Origin of the sequence: Kitasatospora sp. NRRL B-11411 (genome assembly GCF_000721345.1) — a bacterium.
In the GTDB taxonomy this organism is placed as follows: Bacteria; Actinomycetota; Actinomycetes; order Streptomycetales; family Streptomycetaceae; genus Kitasatospora; species Kitasatospora cineracea.
Map to the genome: position 1 here is coordinate 1 of NZ_JOGH01000085.1, position 17,747 is coordinate 17,747.

The following is a 17,747-nucleotide window of genomic DNA, read 5'->3' on the forward strand; positions in this document are numbered from 1 at the left end:
CGGCGCCCGCATCACCACCACCCTGATCAACTCCCTCCAGTGGCACGACAAGCAGTTCGGCCTGGAGACCATGTGCGTCGGCGGCGGACAGGGCATGGCGATGGTCATCGAGCGCCTGAGCTGAGCGGAGTGACGCGCGTCTCATCCATTCGGAGTGACACTGCGTGATTGAGGGCCGGATCACACCGAGGGTGCGATCCGGCCCGTTTTTCGGCCTTCCGGGGCCGAATTGTCGACGCACCGGATTGGATCAACTCCGCAGCGTAGAAAGGTATTACCTAACAATTTGAGGACAAGTAGGAAAGTCCACAACAAATCCGACATCAGCCACTGCAGTAACGGCCGCCGATACGGCAGTGTGGAGACGTAACCCCGTTCCGCTCCTCGTTGGGAGTACGTTCCGTGAGCGCCGTCTTCCTCTCCCTGCTGCTGGTACTGATCGTCCTGACCACCGCCGTCCTGCTCCACCTCCGCACGCTGGCACGGAAGTTGGACGCCCGGCAGCCAGCCCCGCAGGTGGACGAGGCGCTGATACGCCGCGCCGTCGCCGAGGCCCTGGCCGCCGACCGGGAGCGGGAGATCACCGAGGCCCGGGCGTTCTGGGCCGAGCAGGAGGCGCGCGCCGCCGAGGACTCCCCGCTGTTCGACACCCCGTTCACCACCATCGGCGAGGACTGGCCGATCTTCTTCCCGCGCCCGACCGGGCCGCAGGAGGCCGCCGACAACAACGGCGTGATGGACCCGGAGTTCGGCGAGGCGCTGCGGCACGCGCTGGAGGACCTGATCAAGGACGGCCCGGCGGACGGCGGCCCGGCCGGCGGCGCCCTCGGCGGCCACCCCGCGCACCCCGCGCACCCCGCCCATCCCGCGCACCCCGCCCACCCCGCGCAGGGCGGCGGCTTCCCGGCCCCCGGCGACAACGGCGACGTGCAGGCCCGCCGGGAGGCCGACCTGCTGGCCACCGGCCTGGAGGCCGGGCTGCTGGACGCCGAGGCGGAGCCCGCGACCGCGCCCGACCCGCGCCGGCACCCCTCGCACCCCGACTTCGTGCCCAGCCCGACCCCGTCCCGCGAGTGGACCGACGACCGGCTGGCCGCGCTCGCCGAGGAGCGGATCGGACTGACCGACGTCCGCCCCGGCCCGCTGGGCACCCTGGACGTGTACGCCTTCGCCGACGGCACCACGCTGTGCGTCGCCCCTGGTGACCGGGAGGCCGCCTACCGGCTGATCGACGCCGTCCGGGCCGGCGAGGACGTCCGGCTGCTGGGCGGGTCCCGGTTCTCCGGCTCGTACTCGCTGACCTTCTCCACCGACGACGAGACGGTCTACGTGCTCGCCGACCGGGTGGTCGCCTCGATCTGAGGCCGCCCACGCGCCCGCGACGGGGCGCCGGAGCGCACGGCAAGGGGTTGCCCGTGCCGCTCCGGCGCCCCGTCGGCGTTCTGACGGTCCGTCAGGGGGCGCGTCAGGCGGTGAGCCGGTCGGTGTGTTCGACGTCGGCCAGCGCGGCGGCCAGTTCCTGCGGGTGGCCGTCGCCCACGGCGAGCGCCAGGTCGTGCCCGGTGACGGCGAGTTGGTCGCCGACCGCGAACGCCCCGCTGTCGGGCACCTCCAGCGCGGGCAGGCCCTCCAGCGCGCGGGCCCGGTCGGCCAGCCGGCGGGCCAGCGCGAGCCCGGCGGCGGCCCGGGAGGGGTGGCCGGGGACGGCGTTCAGCAGGCGGCTCTGCGGCATCGCCCGGAAGCGGTCGGCGAGCCGGTCGACGGCGTCGGTCAGCCGCGCGGCGGCGGGGAGGTGCTCGGACATGCCCCGAGCGTAGGGCCTGCCGGGCCCCGCAACGGCCGCGGCGGGGCGCGGTCAGTCGTCGCCGCGCAGGATGGCGATCAGGCGCAGCATCTCCAGGTAGATCCAGACCAGCGAGAGGGTCAGGCCGAAGGCGGCCCGCCAGGCCTCCTTCTCGGGGGCGCCCCGCCGGATGCCCTCCTCGATCTCGGCGTAGTCGAGGGTGAGGAAGAAGGCGCCGAGCGCGATGCCGACCAGGCCGACCACGATGCCCAGCGGGCCGGAGCGCAGGCCGAAGTCGGCGCCGAAGAGCACGGCGACCATGTTGACCAGCATCAGCAGCACGAAGCCCATGGCGATCGTGAGGCCGATCCGGGTGTACCGGGGGGTGACCCGGATCCGGCCGCTCTTGTAGGCGATCAGCGTGGCCGCGAACACCGCGGCGGTGCCCAGCACGGCCTGGATGGCGATGCCCGGCAGGAAGGTCTCCAGGGCCATGCTGATCGCGCCGAGGAAGAAGCCCTCGAGCGCCGCGTAGGCCAGGATCAGCCCCGGGTTGACGCTGCGCTTGAAGCTCACCACCAGGCCGATGACCATGGCGACCAGCGCGGCGCCGATGGCCGGCGCGAAGTTGTCGACCGGCACGGTGAACCAGGCCAGCGCGCCGAAGGCGACCAGGGTGAGCAGCGTCATGGCCGTCCGGGCCACCACGTCGTCCATCGTCATCCGGCCGGTCTGGGCCGGTCCCGCGGACGGTGCGCCGTACATCGCGGCGAGCTGGTCGTCCGTCAGCGGCGGCTGCTGGCCGGCGTACGGGCCGCCCGCGTACGGGGAGCCGTACGCGGGTTGGCCGGGCTGAGCGGCCGTCTGCGTGCCGAATCCCGCGTACTGGTTGTCGCGGGTGAAGGACCCCTCCCGCGAGAAGACCGGGTTCCTGCTTCTCATCACATTCCCTCCGGGGCGGCACGGCACCACCCACACAGGGGACAAGAGTAATGGTTTGGCAAAGTATTCCGCGTCGGTCGTGAGGATGATCCCGTGTCGCCTGCGCGGGGGGCCGCCGAGCGGGCAGGGTGGGGGGCGCAACTGACGCTTACCCAGAAAGGCGGCCCCGATGGCCGAGGAGCTGTACGCCGTCCTGAAGACCAACAAGGGCGACATCGAGATCCGGCTGCTGCCGAACCACGCCCCCAAGACGGTCAAGAACTTCGTGGAGCTGGCGACGGGCGAGCGCCAGTGGATCGACCCGAACACCGGGCAGCCGAGCAACGCGCCGCTGTACGACGGCACGGTCTTCCACCGGGTCATCGAGGGCTTCATGATCCAGGGCGGCGACCCGCTGGGCAACGGCACCGGCGGCCCGGGCTACAAAACGGTTCGCAGTTCTTCATCACGGTCGGGCCGACCACCTGGCTGACCGGCAAGCACAGCATCTTCGGCGAGGTCACCGACCCGGCCAGCCAGAAGGTCGTGGACGCGATCGTCGGTGTGGAGACCGGGCGCAACGACCGCCCGGTCGAGGACGTGGTGATCGAGAAGGTCGTCATCGAGACCCGCTGACCGGCCGGCACGCGGAAGCCGCCCGTCCCCGCGGAGGGGACGGGCGGCTTCCTGACGCCGGGTCAGTCGGTCTTGATGCTGGTCAGGATGTCCATCCGGGAGGCCCGGCGGGCCGGCCAGAGGGCGGCGACCATGCCGACCAGGGCGGCGAGGCCGAGGAAGAGCAGCACGCTGCCGTACGGGATCACGGTGGTCAGTCCCTTCAGTTCGGAGGCGAGGGTCCGGGTGGCGGCCCAGGCCAGGAAGCAGCCGAGCAGGACGCCGACGAAGGCGCCGAAGACCGAGATCACCACGGACTCCAGGCGGATCATCCGCTTGATGCCGCGCCGCTCCAGGCCGATCGCCCGCAGCATGCCGATCTCGCGCTTGCGCTCGAACACCGACATGGCGAGCGTGTTGATCACGCCGAGGACGGCGACGATCACCGCCATGCCGAGCAGGCCGTACATCAGGTTGAGCATGGTCGAGATGATCCGGCTGAACTCGTCGACCATGTCCTTCATGGTCCGGACCTCCATCACCGGGTTGCGGCCGGTGGCGTCCTTGATCGACTGCTTCAGCTCGGCGCTCGGGCCGTCGGTGCCCTTCACCAGGATCTGCTGGACCAGCGGGTGGGCGTCGTGGCGCTCGATCAGCTGGTTGGGGGCCACCACCGGGGAGACGCCGTCGTTGCGCTCGAAGACGCCGCCGACGGTGAGCGTGACGGCCTCGCCCTTGCCCGTGGTGGCGGCCAGGGTGGAGCCGGCCGAGAGGTGGTGGGTGGTGGCGAACTCGTCGTTCACCAGCACCTGGCCCTGCTTGAGCGCGCCGGTGGAGCCGGAGGCCATGGTCAGGTTGACCAACTGGTCGAAGGCGTCTGCGTCGTAGCCCTCGATCGCCTTGGCCTGGTCGGAGCCGTCCAGGTGCCACCAGACGTTGTCGACCTGGCTGACCGCCTTGACGCCCTTCGCCCCGGCGACCAGGCCGGTCAGGTCGGGGGACAGCTCGCGGCCGTTGGCCATGCCGACCACGTAGTCGGCCTTCATCGAGCCGGCGACCATCGAGGTGACGGCGCTGGTGACCGAACTGCCGATCACGGTCAGCGCGGTGACCAGGGTCAGGCCGATGGTCAGCGCGGCCGCGGTGCTGGCGGTGCGGCGCGGGTTGCGCACCGCGTTCAGCCGGGCCAGCTTGCCGGGGGTGCCGAACAGCTTGGCCAGCACCGGGCCGACCAGCGCGATCACCGGCCGCGACAGCAGCGGCAGCAGCACGAACACGCCGATCAGGGTGAGCGGGGCGCCGAGCTCCAGCAGGTGCTGGGCGCCCGAGCCGCTGCCGTTCGCCCCGGCCAGGATCAGGCCCAGGCCGGCGCCGGCCAGCAGCACGCCGATGCTGTTGCGGATCAGCAGGCCGCGCTGGGTGCTGGGCTGCTCGCCGCTGCTCATCGCCGCCACCGGGGGGATCCGGGAGGCCCGGACGGCCGGCAGCAGCGCCGACAGCACGGTGACCACCACGCCGACCACCAGGGTGGCGACCACCGTCACCGGGGCGACCACCAGCGAGCCGGTGGGCATGCCCTCGTCGAAGGCGTGCAGCAGGGACTGCAGGCCCGCGCCGATGCCGATGCCCGCGAGCAGGCCGCCGACCGAGGCGATCACGCCGATGGCGAGCGCCTCCACCAGCACCGACTTGGTGACCTGGCCGCGGCTGGCGCCGACCGCCCGCAGCAGCGCCAGTTCCTTGAGCCGCTGGGCGATCAGCATGGTGAAGGTGTTGACGATGATGAAGATGCCGACGAACAGCGAGATGCCGGCGAACACCAGCAGCATGGTCTTGGTGTTGGCGACCGAGGAGGCGACCATCTTGGTCTGCTCGTCCTTGAGCTCCTGCCCGGTCTGCAGCTCGACGCCGTCGGTGCCGGTCTTCGCCCGGGCCTGCTCCAGCAGTGCCTGCTCGGAGGTGCCGGCCTTGGCGGTCAGCACCACCGAGCTGAACCGGCCCGGTTCGAGCAGTTCCCGCTGGGCGGTGGCGGTGTCCATCAGCACCAGGGTGCCGCCGGAGGTGACCTTGGGGTCGTCGGTGGTGAAGACGCCGGTCAGCACCGCGTCCCGGGCGGCGCCGTTGCCGGCCACCCGGACGGTGTCGCCCACGTGGTAGCCGGCCTTCTCGGCGGCCTGCCGGTTCAGCGCGACCTCGTTCTCGGCGCGCGGGCCGCGGCCCTCGGCCATCGGGTAGCGGGTGTCCGCACCGGCGGCGTCCGGGACGAAGTTGGCGCCGCGGGCGCTCCAGGCCTCGCCGACCAGGTTGCCGTTCTTGTCGGCGACGCCGGTGAAGCCGGAGACCACGCCGCGGGCCCGCTCGGTGCCGGGCAGCGCGGCCAGCTGCTTGACGGTGTCCGGGGTCAGCGAGGTGCGGTCCTCGGGCTGCGCGTCGCCGTCGGCGGGGCCGCCGTCGTCCGCGCCGGAGGCGGAGACCAGCACCGAGACGTCCGAGAAGCTGGTGGAGTAGCTGTTGCGCATGGCCTGGCCCATGGTGTCGGAGAACACCAGGGTGCCGGCCACGAAGGCGGTGCCGAGCAGCACGGCCAGTACCGTCATCAGCAGGCGGCCCTTGTGGGCCAGCACGTTGCGCAGTGCGGTGCGATACATGGGGTCAGTCCTGGGGAGTGGGTGCGGTCGGTTCGACGTGGCTGACGGGTCTGACGGGGCGTCAGCTGGTGCGGCCCTTGGCGTCGAAGCGACGCATCCGGTCCAGGACGGTGTCGGCGGTCGGCCCGAACAGCTCGTCGACGATCCGGCCGTCGGCCAGGAACACCACCCGGTCCGCGTACGAGGCGGCCACCGGGTCGTGGGTCACCATCACCACGGTCTGGCCGAGTTCGCGCACCGAGTTGCGCAGGAAGGAGAGGATCTCCGCGCCGGAGCGGGAGTCCAGGTTGCCGGTGGGCTCGTCGGCGAAGATGATCTCCGGCTTGGAGGCCAGCGCCCGGGCGCAGGCGACGCGCTGCTGCTGGCCGCCGGAGAGCTGGGCCGGGCGGTGCGAGAGCCGGCCGGACAGGCCGACGGTCTCCACCACCCGGTCCAGCCAGGCCCGGTCGACCTTGCTGCCGGCGATGTCCATCGGCAGCGTGATGTTCTCCAGCGCGGTCAGCGTGGGCAGCAGGTTGAACGCCTGGAAGATGAAGCCGATCTTGTCCCGGCGCAGCCGGGTCAGCTGCTTGTCCTTCAGCCCGACCAGCTCGGTGTCGCCGATGGTGGCCGACCCCGAAGTGACTTTGTCCAGCCCGGCCATGCAGTGCATCAGCGTCGACTTGCCGGAGCCGGAGGGACCCATGATCGCGGTGAACTCGCCCCGCCCGAAGGAGACCGAGACGTCGTCGAGCGCCACGACGCGGGTCTCGCCCTCGCCGTAGACCTTGTTCAGGCCGGTGGCGCGGGCCGCCGCCAGGCCGGTGTGGGCTGCGTACGCGGTCGAGGTGCTCACGGTGGGGACTCCTGTCCGGAGGGTCGGTGTTCGGCACGGCGCGACCGGACCGGAAGACTCCTCCGACCGCTACTCCATCCTCACGGCCGCCCGGCCCCGCCCACGTCGCTCCGCCGAACGGTTGCCCCACCACCGCCAGGCGTACGGCCTCCGCCGCCGTCTCCTCCTGCGGTATGACCCCGCCCCCGACCCCCGCCCCGGGCCCCGCGCCGGGGGCGGTCCGGGGGCGGTCCGGGGCCCGGGGTGGCCGAGAACCGCCGCCCGGTGGCCGAAATGCCGGACGCTTCGTCAGATGGCATGGAAGCATGACAACTTCCGCGCCGGGAAATATGCGAAACACTCGCCCGGCCGACTAGGCTCAGTGCCTGAGTTCGCCGCGCTCCCAGGCCCAGATGGTGGAACGCAGACACGGGCAGCTTAAAACTGCTTGGCCGCGAGGCCGTGCCGGTTCGAATCCGGCTCTGGGCACTCTCCTGCCCGTCCTCCGTCACTCCTGGTGACCGGAGGAGTGCGGACCTCCCCCGGTCAGCCGGCCGTGATCGACAGGGCGTGGTGGAAGGCGCCGGTCGGATCCCAGGTGGCCTTCACCCGCTGCAGCCGGGGGTAGTTGTCCTTGTAGTAGAGCGTCTGCCAGGGCACGCCCGAGGTGTTCCACTGCGGGTCGGTGAGGTCGACGTCCGGGTAGTTGATGTAGGAGCCGTCGTTGGCCGCGTTGCTGACCGGCACGCCGCCGGTGGCGGCGTACACGTCCCGGTAGAGCGAGCCCATCCAGGCCAGGTGGCGGGCGTCCTGGGCGGGGTCGGGCCAGTAGGTGGTGAAGTTGGCCTTCAGGATCGAGTCGCGCTGCGGCATCGCGGTGGCGTCGGGGGCGACGGTGTTGGCCCGGCCGCCGTAGGAGTAGAGCAGGATCGAGCTGTGCCCGTCGTAGCCGGGGTCGGAGAGGTAGCGGTACAGGGTGGCGATCTGGCCGTCGTCCCAACCCCGGCGCAGGTAGGCGCCCTTGGACTTGGTGCGGTTGAACGCGCCGGTGTCGTACGGGTCCTTGAGGGTGGCCTTCAGCCACGGCGAGGTGGACTGGCTGCGGGCGGCGGGTGCCCGGACGCCGGCCGCGACCGCGTCGAGGTAGCGGGTCATCAGGTCGGCCGCGTCGGGGAGGGTGTTGTCGATCTGGGCGCTGAGGGTCACGGTGCCGACGGCGGCGTTGCCGAGGATCAGCACGCTGTGCAGGCCGGCGTAGGGCGAGCCGTCGGCGCTGTTGGCGGCGTGCCAGGCGCCGTGGTTGCGGACGACGGCGGCGAAGTCGGCCGCGTCCAGGTCGCTCCACTTCCACACCGCGGCGGCCTTCAGCAGGGTGGCCGGGGGCTTGGGCAGCAGTCCGGACGGGTCGGTGCCGGTGGCGCCGGGGGTGCGGAACCAGTAGCGGGTGACCACGCCGAAGTTGCCGCCGCCGCCACCGGTGTGCGCCCACCACAGTTCGCGGTTGGGGTCGCCCTGGTCGCTGGTGGCGACCACCGCGCGGGCGGTGCCGGAGGCGTCCACCACGACCACCTCCACCGCGTACAGGTGGTCGACGATCGCGCCGTGGGCGCGGCAGAGCGCGCCGTAGCCGCCGCCGGTGACGTGGCCGCCGACCCCGACGGTCGGGCAGGTGCCGCCGGGGACGGTGACGCCGTGGTCGAGGTAGAGGGTGCGGTAGACGTGGCCGAGGGTGGCGCCGGCCTCGACCATGAAGGCGCGGCGGGCCGGGTCGTAGCCGACCGCGGTCATCTCGGATATGTCGATGAGCGTGCGCACCGCGGGGTCGTCGACCAGCCCGTCCAGGCAGTGGCCGCCGCTGCGGACGGCGATCCGCCGCCCGTTCTGCACCGCCTCGGTCACCACCGCGACCACCTGCGCGGTGGTGTACACCACCCGCACCGAGTCGGGCTGTCCGACGAAGCGGCCGTTGTAGCTGCGCGAGGTGAGGTCGAGGTAGCGCGGGTCGCCGGGCGAGACGGTGCGGGCGGCCGGGGTCGGCACCGCGACCGAATCGACAGCGCTGTTGACAGAGTCGGCGGCATAGCTGTCAATCACGGGGAGCGCCACGGTGCCGCCGAGTGCGGCGGCCACTCCGAGGAACCCGCGACGGGTCGTTTCAGCCAAGGTCAACACCAAGCCCTTTCCCGTTGTCGCGGCCGTCCCGCCGAATGGCCGGAATGCGCGCGATCGGACCGAATACCGGGCACGATACGCAGCCCCGCAGACGGGATGTCGCCCACCGCGTACCGGGTGCGGTACTGCGTCACGTGCGGTGGGCGACTATCGAATACCGGGATTTTCGGAGGTGCGAGTTCCGGTCAGTACTGCGCGGTGTGCAGGATGGGCCAGCCGCGGTCGCGGGCCAGTTCGGTCATCAGCGGGTCGCGGCCGACCACCCGCGGGTTGCCGACCACCCGCAGGATGGTGAGGCCCTCGCGGCGGTCGCCGTAGGCGAAGCACTGGGCGGCGTCCAGCCCGAGCCGGGCCATCGCCTCCACCACCACCTCGGAGCCCGCGGCGTCGGGCGAGTCGGCGTACAGCACCAGATCGGCGGCGAATCCGGTGCCCGAGGTGGTCGGGCGGCCGGCGGCCGGCCAGTCGGCCGCATCGCCGGGCGGGTCGCCGGGCGGCGGTCCGCCGGCGATGCAGACCAGCAGGTCGCCGGCCGAGCGGTGGCGGGCCGCCGCCTCCAGCACGGTGAGTACCGAGCCGGCCGACAGCAGGTTGTGTCTCACGTCGAAGAATGCCGCGCGGCGGCCGCTCCGGTTGATCACGCTCCCCCGTTCCCGTACTGCTCTCGCTCTGTTCGCGCGCGGAGCGCGACCGACCGGGATAATCATGCCGCAAGCATTTGCAGTCGTGAAGTCTCAACTTTGCCGACGACCGAATTCCTATTCCCGAAAGAATAATATTCCTTTCGGAATCGATCCACCCCCGACCACCGCCCCGGTAGATGACATGTGCACGTCCATTAACTTTACAGCTCCCTTGACACGATTTGACACCTGGTGTTGTATCTGCTTCGACAAGGTCGCCTAGCAGGGGAAGCGAGATGGCCGAGCGAGACGGCGGGACGGTCGGGATCATCCTGGCCGGCGGACGGGGAGAACGCGCGAAGCCCATCACCCTCGAGTCCGCGGACTACATCCGGAGCAAGGCGCTGATCCCGTTCGCGGGCCGACGGCTGATCGAGTGGGTCGTCGACGCCTGCCGGGACCAAGGCATCCGCCGCTTCTACGTGGTGGCGCAGGGCCTGGAGAACCGCAGCCAGATCAAACTGCTGCTGGGCCACGGCGAGCAGTACGGGGTGGAGGTGCGCTACTCGCGCTCCAGCTTCGACCGCTACAACGTCGGGTCCGGCGCCGCCACCCTGCACAACCTGGAGCAGTGGGACCTCACCGGGCGGGCGCTGGTGCTCCCGGTCGACTCGGTCTTCGACTTCTCCCTGGCCGAGCTGGAGGCCACCCACGAGGAGAGCAACGCCGTGGTCACCGTGGCCGCGGTGGCCCGCAGCCCGCTCGAGGTGGCCGGCAAGTACGGCGCGATGCGCACCGGGGCCGACGGCCTGGTCTCCGGCTTCGTCGAGAAGCCCAGCCTGGCCCGGGTGCACGAGGTCTTCCCGGAGGCGACCAGCGACAACTGCGCCCTGGTGCCCACCAACGCGGGCATGTACCTGGTGGACTGCCGCCGGCTGCGGCTGGCCGCCCGGGAGCCGCAGCTGATGCGGCAGGCCCAGCAGCGCCTGGACTGGGGCGGCGACCTGCTGCCCTGGCTGGTCGGGCACGGCCGCACGGTGGCCGCGCACCACATCGCCCGGCTCGGCGACCTCGGCAACGTCGAGGACTACCTGGCGACGCTGCGCCAGGTGCTGTCCGGCGACTTCCACCAGATGAACCGGCTGATGCCCGAACCGCACAACGACCGCCCGCGGTACTGGATCCACGAGAGCAGCCTGCACACCAAGGACGACGCCTCCGGCACCACCCTCGCCGACAAGATCGCCAGCGGCGACGTGGTGATCGGCCCGGGCGTCCGGATCGGCCGGCACGTCACCGTCGGCTCCGGCGTCCGGCTGGAGCACGCCGACATCGGCGACGGCGCCGAACTGCGCGAGGGCGCCCGGCTGAGCGGGACCTCGCTCGGCGACTCCTCGCTGGTCGGCCCGTACGCCCGGATCAGCGACTCCTACATCGGCCCGATGGCCGACATCCGCTCCACCCGGGACGACCCGGTCCGGATGGACGGCTACTGCGCGGTCGGCGACGGCGTGCACGTCCGGCAGGGCACCCGGCTCACCGGCGTGAGCATCTACCCGCGGCTGCGGGTGCCGGCCCTGGCCAACCTGCCCTCGGGCACCCGACTGACCAGCTCCGACGACATCCTGCGCTGGATCTGAGCGCACCCCGACGGTCCGGCGCGGCCCGAGCACCCCGAGCACCCCCGAGCACCCCGAGCACCCCCGAGCGGACCCGGGCAGGACCCGGGAAGCCCCCCAGAGACGAGGAGCAAGCGATGGACAACCCCGTGGCGGTGATCGGCGGCTCGGGACGGCTGGGCCGCCTGGTCGCCCAACGACTGCTGGACCGCGGCGCGCCGGTCCGCGCGATCGGCCGCAGCGTGCAGCACGCCCGGCGCAGCCTGCCGCCCGGCGCGCTCTTCTTCGAGGGCGACGTCCGCCGGCCGGAGACCCTGCGCGAACCGCTGGCCGGCGCCTCGGCCCTGGTCTACTGCGTCGACCCGGGCACCGCCGACAGCGGCCCGGACCGGCCGGAGACCACCGCCTACCAGGGCGTGCGCAACGCCCTGGCGGCCGTCGCGGAGGGCGGCCACCGCCCCCGGGTGGTGCTGGTCAGCCAGATCCACGCCACCCACCTGGCCCACCCGCTGAACGCCTACGGCCGGGTGCTGGAGTGGCGGCTGGCCGGCGAGAACGCGGTCCGCGACTCCGGCCTGCCGTACACCGTGATCCGGCCGGGCTGGCTCACCGACACCCGGGAGGCCGGCGAGCGGGTCCGGCTGGAGCAGGGCGACCTGGGCTCCGGCCAGGTCTCCCGGCCGGACCTGGCCGAGGCCTGCGTCCAGGCGCTGCTCCACCCGGCCGCGGACGGCGTCACCTTCGAGATCTTCAACGAGCCCGGCAGCGCCTCCCCGGCGTGGAGCGAGGCGTTCGCCGGGCTCCAGGGCGACCGGACGCCGGTGGGCTGACGACGACATGAGCCAACACCACGAGGCCCGCAGGGCCGCGATCGAGGCGGCCGCGATCGGACCCGGCCGCGCCCAGCCGCTCGGTGCCACCCTGGACGCCGACGGGGTCAACTTCTCGCTCTACTCCGAGCACGCCACCCGGGTCGACCTGCTGCTCTTCGCCCACCACGAGGACCTGGCCCCGGCCCGGGTGGTCCCGCTCGACCCGGAACGGCACCGCAGCTACCACTTCTGGCACTGCCACCTCTCCGGCCTGACCGAGGGCCAGGTGTACGCGTACCGGGTCGACGGCCCGCGCCGCACCAGGGAGTCCGGCACCTTCTTCAACCCGCGCAAGGTGCTGATCGACCCGTACGCCCGGGCCAACGTCAACTCGCTGTGGGACCGCACCCGGGCGGTCGGCACCGAGGACAACTGCGCGTACTCGATGCGCAGCATGGTGGTCGACCTGGACGGCTACGACTGGGAGGGCGACGAGCCGCTGCGCACCCCGCTGGCGGACACCGTGATCTACGAGCTGCACGTCGGCGGGCTCACCGCCTCGCCGTCCTCGGGGGTGGCCCATCCCGGCACCTTCAACGGGGTGGTGGAGAAGATCCCGTACCTGAAGGAGCTCGGCGTCACCGCGGTCGAGTTGCTGCCGGTCTTCGACTTCGACGAGCGGCAGGTGCTGCGGATCGGGCCGAACGGCGCGCCGCTGCACAACTACTGGGGCTACGACCCGTTCGGGTTCTTCGCGCCGCACACCGGCTACTGCTCGGACCCGTGCGAGTGCACCCACATCACCGAGTTCCGCGACATGGTGAAGGCGCTGCACCGGGCCGGCATCGAGGTGATCCTCGACGTGGTCTTCAACCACACCTCGGAGGGCAACGAGAACGGCCCGGTGATCAGCTTCCGCGGCCAGGCCAACGAGGTGTACTACCACCTGTGGCCGCAGGACCGCCGGCACTACATGGACTTCACCGGCTGCGGCAACGCGATCAACGCCAACCACCCGGCGGTGGCCAAGTTCGTCATCGAGTGCCTCGAGTACTGGGTGACCGAGCACCACGTGGACGGCTTCCGGTTCGACCTGGCCTCGGAGCTCTCGCGCGGGGCCGGCGGCTACGAGATGGACGTACCGCCGGTGCTGTGGGGGATCGAGCTGTCCGGGATCCTCTCCGAGTCGAAGATCATCGCCGAGCCGTGGGACGGCGGCGGCCTCTACCAGGTCGGCCGCTTCCCGGGGAAGCGCTGGGCCCAGTGGAACGGCCCCTACCGGGACGACGTCCGGCGCTTCGTGCGCGGCGACGCCGGCCTGGTCGGCACGGTGGCGACCCGGCTCGGCGGCTCGCCCGACCTGTTCGGCAAGGACGGCGAACTGCCCACCAACAGCATCAACTTCATCACCTGCCACGACGGCTTCACGCTCAACGACCTGGTCAGCTACGACGAGAAGCACAACTGGGCCAACGGCGAGGCCGACGCGGACGGCGCCCACGAGAACTTCAGCTGGAACTGCGGCGTGGAGGGCCCCAGCGACTCGGCGGACGTCGAGCGGCTGCGGGTGCGGCAGATCAAGAACCACGCCGCCGTGCTGCTGCTCAGCCGGGGCGTGCCGATGCTGCTGGCCGGCGACGAGTTCCGCAACAGCCAGGGCGGCAACAACAACGCGTACTGCCAGCACAACGAGACCGCGTGGCTGGACTGGAACCAGGCCGAGAAGGAGACCGAGGTCCGGGACTTCTTCCGGAACATGACCGCGCTGCGCCGGCGCTTCCGCGCGGTGCGCGAGGCCCGGTTCTTCTCCGGCCGCACCAACGCCCGCGGCCTGCCCGACGTCACCTGGCACGGCACCCGGCTGGAGCAGCCGGGCTGGGACGACCCGCAGGCCCGGGTGCTGGCGCTGACCCTGGCCGGCTTCGAGGGCGACCCGGACCTGCACGTCATCCTCAACATGTTCCACCTGGGCCTGGACTTCGAGCTGCCGCCGGTCGACGGCCACCGGTGGGCCCGCCTGGTGGACACCGCGCGGGGCCCCGGCGAGGACGTCCTCGCCCCCGGCGCCGAGGAGCCCGTCCACGGTCACGGCTTCCACGCCCAGGGCCGCAGCGTCGTCGTCCTGGTGGCGCTGCCCGACGAGGGAGGAACGCACCGATGAACGCACCCGACACCCGGCGGATGTACTCCGACAGCATCGCCGGCTACGTCACCAGTTACGACCCCGCCCACGACCGGTTCGGCCTGCGGACCTCGGACGGGCGCGAGTTCACCATCCACCTGGACGGCTTCCTGGGCTCGGAGATCGTCCGCAACCTCGGCGACGGCCCGCGCGACACCGGCGCGGCCACCCGCGACATGCTGGCCGAGGGCCGGTACGTCTTCGTCTACGGCCTGTTCTACCGCTGGGACGGCGGCGAGCGGATCGAGGCCCGGCAGATCACCTTCCCGGAGACCAGCCGCGGCAACTACGTCTTCGAGCACCCCAAGTGGTGGGTGCAGCAGGCCGCCGAGATCGCCGACTTCTACCTGCGCGGCCACTTCCCGGACGGCCCCGGCAAGGACGGCCGGTACGACTGGCGCAGCTTCCGCACCCGGCTCACCCTGAGCGGCACCCACGTCCCGGACTTCACCGGCGCGGACGTGCGGCAGGAGACCGACACCATCTCCCGGCTGGTCTACGGCCTGGCCACCGCCTTCATGCTCACCGGCGAGGAGCGGTTCCTGAACGCCGCCGAGTCCGGCACCGAGTACCTGCGCGAGCACATGCGGGTCGTCGACGACGCGGAGGGCGTCGTCTACTGGTACCACGGCATCGACATCGGCGGGGCCGGCCAGCGCAAGGTCTACGCCTCGGAGTTCGGCGACGACTTCGACGCCATCCCGATGTACGAGCAGATCTACGCGCTGGCCGGGCCGACCCAGACCTACCGGATCACCGGCGACCCGCGGATCCTCGACGACATCGACCGCACGGTCGCCCTGTTCGAGCGCTTCTTCCGGGACGAGGAGCAGGGCGGCTTCTTCTCCCACCTCGACCCGATCACCATGGACCCGCGGGCCGACTCGCTCGGCCCCAACCGGTCCCGGAAGAACTGGAACTCGATCGGCGACCACGCCCCGGCGTACCTGGTCAACGCCTACCTCGCCACCGGCCGGGAGGACTTCTCGAAGCTGCTGGAGGAGACCGCCGACACCATCGCCGAGCGCTTCCCGGACGAGCCGGCCAGCCCGTTCGTCCAGGAGCGCTTCCACGGCGACTGGAGCCCCGACCGCTCCTGGGGCTGGCAGCAGAACCGCGCGGTGGTCGGCCACAACCTCAAGATCGCCTGGAACCTGACCCGGATCCGCGCCCTGCACGACAAGCCCCGCTACTCCGAACTGGCCGAGCGGATCGCCGAGTTGATGCCGCCGGTCGGCAGCGACCAGCAGCGCGGCGGCTGGTACGACGTGGTGGAGCGGGTGGCCGACCCGGACACCGGCGCCCACCACCTGGTCTGGCACGACCGCAAGGCCTGGTGGCAGCAGGAGCAGGCGATCCTCGCCTACCTGATCCTGGCCGGCGTCTCCGGCGACCCGGAGCACCGCCGGCTGGCCCGCGAGTCGGCCGCCTTCTACAACGCCTTCTTCCTCGACTACGACGACGGCGGCGTCTACTTCAACGTGCTGGCCAACGGCATCCCGTACCTGGTCGGCACCGAGCGGCTCAAGGGCAGCCACTCGATGGCCGGCTACCACGCGCTGGAGCTGTGCTACCTGGCCGCCGCCTACACCGGCCTGCTGATCACCTCGGCGCCGCTCACCCTGCACTTCCGGCCGCAGCCCGGGGCCTTCCCGGACCGCCTGCTGCGGGTGGCGCCGGACCTGCTGCCGGCCGGCTCGGTCCAGCTCTCCCGGGTGTGGGTCGACGACGAGCCGTACCAGGACTTCGACCCCAAGCAGCTGACCGTCCGGCTGCCGCTGAGCAGCCGCCCGCTGAAGGTCCGGGTGGAGGTCGAGCCGGCCGACATGCGGCTGCGGGTCTCCAGCGACTTCGACGGCAAGACCGCGCACATCCACTGCGAGGGCGTGATCGACCGCGAGGAGCTGGAGAAGTTCCGCCGCTGCCTGGCCGAGGCGCTGTCGGTGGAGCCCCGCCGGGTGGAGTTCCACCTCTGCAAGGTGACCGAGATCGGCCGCCCGGCCATCAACGAACTGCTGTTCCAGCGCGCCAAGATGGGCCTCGAGGTCGACTTCGTGATCGTCGGCTGCAGTCTCCCCGAGGTCACCCAGGCCCTGCTGGCCACCGACGCCTTCCTGGTCGACGAGGACCGGACCTGCGTCACGGACTGACCCGCCGCCCCGCCCCCGCCGTGCCCCACCCGGCGGGGGCGGGGCCCGGCCCGACCGCCATCGCGCCAGAACCTCACCCAAGGATCGATGTGTCCATGATTTCGAACCTCCGTGCACCGCACGCCGGCCTGCGGCAGGACGGAATCTCCGCGTACTGCCACGAACTCTTCAGCTGCTTCGCCCGCTCCGACCAGCGGCGCTGGGGCGAGGTCTACCTCCGCGGCCTGCGCCAGGCGGACGGCCGCAAGACTCCCGCCAACATCTCCGAGCAGGTGCTCGGCCGACGCACGGTGCAGCCCATCCAGCAGTTCGTCAACCAGTCCACCTGGGAGGTGGGCGACGTCCGCCGCCGGCTCGCCGAGCTGGTCGCCGCGGCCGCCGCCCCGCTCGCCTGGGCCGTCGACGACGTGGTGTTCGCCAAGAACGGCACCCGCTCGGCCGGCGTCGCCCGCCAGTTCGTCCCCGCCGAGGGCCGCACCATGAACTGCCAGCTGGCCCTGGCCACTTCGCTGGTCCTGCCGCACGGCGCCCAGCCGGTCGCCTGGCAGCTGGCGCTGCCCCGGCACTGGGACACCGACCGGGCGCTGCGCACCCAGGCCCACCTCCCCGAGGAGGCCCGGCACCTGCCGCGCTGGCGGCTGCTGCTCGACTCGGTCGACGAGATGCTGGGCTGGGACGTGCCCGGTGCCCCCGTGCTCGCCGACTGGAGCAGCGAGAAGGAGGTCGAGCCGCTGCTGCTCGGCCTGGAGGAGCGCGGCCTCGGCTACCTGGTCCAGGTCGGCGCCGGCACCGTGCTGCCCGCCTGCGCCACCGGCGCCCAGCGGGCCCTGCCGGTCACCCACGGCGCCCAGCCGGTGCGCCGGGCGCCCGCCACCGTCCGCCGGCGGGCCGCCGAGCTCGCCGACGAGCCGGTCCCGCAGGGCGACCGCGCGGTGCTGGCCTGGCGGGAGGGGCCGGCCGCCCGGGTGCGGCACTCGCAGTTCCTGGTGGTGCCGCTCTCCGACGGGCGCGGCGCCCGCCGCGGCCGCTTCGCCGAGCTGGCGCCCGCCGCCCCCCGCCACCTGGTGGTCGAGTGGCCGTTCGGGCGCTCCCAGCCGCGCACCTACTGGGTGACCGACCTGCCGGTGCACCGGCTGCCCGAGCTGGTCGCCCTCGCCGAGCTGCGCGGCCGCTCCGCCGACACCGTCGAGCGGCTGCACCGCGACTACGGCCTCGGCGACTTCGAGGGCCGGTCCTACCGCGGCTGGCACCACCACGTCACGCTGGTCGCCGCCGCGCACGGCTACGACCTGCTGGGCCGGCTGGCCGGCCTGGAGGCCGCCCACGAGTCCTCGGCCACCGGCTGACCGGCGCCGCCGGCACCTCGGGGGCGGCCCGGCGGGCCGCCCCCGAGCGCCGGGTCCGGGGC

The 17,747-nt window shown here is 72.2% G+C and carries 12 protein-coding genes, 1 tRNA gene and 2 pseudogenes; 9 read left to right on the forward strand and 6 right to left on the reverse strand.

The window, feature by feature from the left end; translation table 11 throughout:
• Positions 1 to 124 (forward strand): annotated as a pseudogene (locus IH44_RS44675) (acetyl-CoA C-acetyltransferase); the annotation flags it as partial.
• A 278-nt stretch (positions 125 to 402) separates the two neighbouring features.
• The gene (locus IH44_RS0128470; RefSeq protein WP_051817421.1) at positions 403 to 1,362 is read left to right on the forward strand and encodes a hypothetical protein; all 960 of its coding nucleotides are present in this window, start codon (positions 403 to 405) and stop codon (positions 1,360 to 1,362) included.
• A 103-nt stretch (positions 1,363 to 1,465) separates the two neighbouring features.
• Here IH44_RS0128470 and IH44_RS0128475 read toward each other — a convergent pair whose 3' ends face one another.
• Both IH44_RS0128475 and IH44_RS0128480 read right to left on the reverse strand, forming a co-directional pair.
• Positions 1,466 to 1,804 carry a hypothetical protein gene (locus tag IH44_RS0128475; RefSeq protein WP_051817422.1) on the reverse strand — a complete coding sequence of 113 codons (339 nt, stop codon included), beginning with the start codon at positions 1,802 to 1,804 and terminating at the stop codon, positions 1,466 to 1,468.
• 51 nt (positions 1,805 to 1,855) lie between these two features.
• Complete coding sequence (locus tag IH44_RS0128480) at positions 1,856 to 2,725, reverse strand: Bax inhibitor-1/YccA family protein (protein ID WP_030462619.1); 870 nt, start codon at positions 2,723 to 2,725, stop codon at positions 1,856 to 1,858.
• Positions 2,726 to 2,894: 169 nt separating this feature from the next.
• Between IH44_RS0128480 and IH44_RS41560 the strand changes: the two are divergent.
• Positions 2,895 to 3,340 (forward strand): annotated as a pseudogene (locus IH44_RS41560) (peptidylprolyl isomerase).
• 62 nt (positions 3,341 to 3,402) lie between these two features.
• Here the strand turns inward: IH44_RS41560 and IH44_RS0128490 are convergent.
• Both IH44_RS0128490 and IH44_RS0128495 read right to left on the reverse strand, forming a co-directional pair.
• On the reverse strand, positions 3,403 to 5,967 hold the full coding sequence (locus IH44_RS0128490) for an ABC transporter permease (RefSeq protein ID WP_030462620.1): 2,565 nt from the start codon (positions 5,965 to 5,967) through the stop codon (positions 3,403 to 3,405).
• A 61-nt stretch (positions 5,968 to 6,028) separates the two neighbouring features.
• Positions 6,029 to 6,802, reverse strand: a complete 774-nt coding sequence (locus IH44_RS0128495; RefSeq protein WP_030462621.1) for an ABC transporter ATP-binding protein — start codon at positions 6,800 to 6,802, stop codon at positions 6,029 to 6,031.
• A gap of 386 nt (positions 6,803 to 7,188) precedes the next feature.
• Here IH44_RS0128495 and IH44_RS46750 point away from each other — a divergent pair.
• Positions 7,189 to 7,270: transfer RNA gene (locus IH44_RS46750), tRNA-Leu, on the forward strand.
• A gap of 57 nt (positions 7,271 to 7,327) precedes the next feature.
• On the opposite strand, the gene IH44_RS0128500 is transcribed toward IH44_RS46750, so the two are convergent.
• Both IH44_RS0128500 and IH44_RS0128505 read right to left on the reverse strand, forming a co-directional pair.
• Positions 7,328 to 8,944: an FAD-binding oxidoreductase gene (locus IH44_RS0128500; protein ID WP_030462622.1), complete on the reverse strand. Its 1,617-nt coding sequence runs from the start codon at positions 8,942 to 8,944 to the stop codon at positions 7,328 to 7,330.
• A gap of 194 nt (positions 8,945 to 9,138) precedes the next feature.
• Positions 9,139 to 9,555, reverse strand: a complete 417-nt coding sequence (locus tag IH44_RS0128505; protein ID WP_157852499.1) for a hypothetical protein — start codon at positions 9,553 to 9,555, stop codon at positions 9,139 to 9,141.
• Positions 9,556 to 9,872: 317 nt separating this feature from the next.
• On the opposite strand from IH44_RS0128505, the gene IH44_RS0128510 reads away from it, so the two are divergent.
• The 5 genes from IH44_RS0128510 to IH44_RS0128530 all read left to right on the forward strand — a co-directional run bounded on the left by IH44_RS0128510 (position 9,873) and on the right by IH44_RS0128530 (position 17,685).
• On the forward strand, positions 9,873 to 11,216 hold the full coding sequence (locus IH44_RS0128510) for a sugar phosphate nucleotidyltransferase (RefSeq protein WP_030462624.1): 1,344 nt from the start codon (positions 9,873 to 9,875) through the stop codon (positions 11,214 to 11,216).
• Between the two features lie 116 nt (positions 11,217 to 11,332).
• On the forward strand, positions 11,333 to 12,025 hold the full coding sequence (locus tag IH44_RS0128515) for an SDR family oxidoreductase (protein ID WP_030462625.1): 693 nt from the start codon (positions 11,333 to 11,335) through the stop codon (positions 12,023 to 12,025).
• Positions 12,026 to 12,032: 7 nt separating this feature from the next.
• Positions 12,033 to 14,168, forward strand: coding sequence for a glycogen debranching protein GlgX (gene glgX, locus IH44_RS0128520; protein ID WP_051817423.1), 2,136 nt, complete (start codon positions 12,033 to 12,035; stop codon positions 14,166 to 14,168).
• On the forward strand, positions 14,165 to 16,339 hold the full coding sequence (locus tag IH44_RS0128525; protein ID WP_030462627.1) for an AGE family epimerase/isomerase: 2,175 nt from the start codon (positions 14,165 to 14,167) through the stop codon (positions 16,337 to 16,339). Before glgX ends, IH44_RS0128525 begins: the two co-directional genes overlap by 4 nt.
• Before the next feature lie 95 nt (positions 16,340 to 16,434).
• A complete protein-coding gene (locus IH44_RS0128530) occupies positions 16,435 to 17,685 on the forward strand; it encodes an IS701 family transposase (protein WP_051817424.1) in 1,251 nt (416 codons plus the stop codon).
• Positions 17,686 to 17,747: the final 62 nt, after the last annotated feature.

Excerpts from the sequence above, each read along its gene's own strand:
- IH44_RS0128475 (WP_051817422.1), bottom strand. The coding sequence starts at position 1,804 with ATGTCCGAGCACCTCCCCGCCGCCGCGCGGCTGACCGACGCCGTCGAC.
- IH44_RS0128480 (WP_030462619.1), bottom strand. The coding sequence starts at position 2,725 with ATGAGAAGCAGGAACCCGGTCTTCTCGCGGGAGGGGTCCTTCACCCGC.
- IH44_RS0128490 (WP_030462620.1), bottom strand. The coding sequence starts at position 5,967 with ATGTATCGCACCGCACTGCGCAACGTGCTGGCCCACAAGGGCCGCCTG.
- IH44_RS0128510 (WP_030462624.1), top strand. The coding sequence starts at position 9,873 with ATGGCCGAGCGAGACGGCGGGACGGTCGGGATCATCCTGGCCGGCGGA.
- IH44_RS0128515 (WP_030462625.1), top strand. The coding sequence starts at position 11,333 with ATGGACAACCCCGTGGCGGTGATCGGCGGCTCGGGACGGCTGGGCCGC.
- glgX (WP_051817423.1), top strand. The coding sequence starts at position 12,033 with ATGAGCCAACACCACGAGGCCCGCAGGGCCGCGATCGAGGCGGCCGCG.
- IH44_RS0128525 (WP_030462627.1), top strand. The coding sequence starts at position 14,165 with ATGAACGCACCCGACACCCGGCGGATGTACTCCGACAGCATCGCCGGC.
- IH44_RS0128530 (WP_051817424.1), top strand. The coding sequence starts at position 16,435 with ATGATTTCGAACCTCCGTGCACCGCACGCCGGCCTGCGGCAGGACGGA.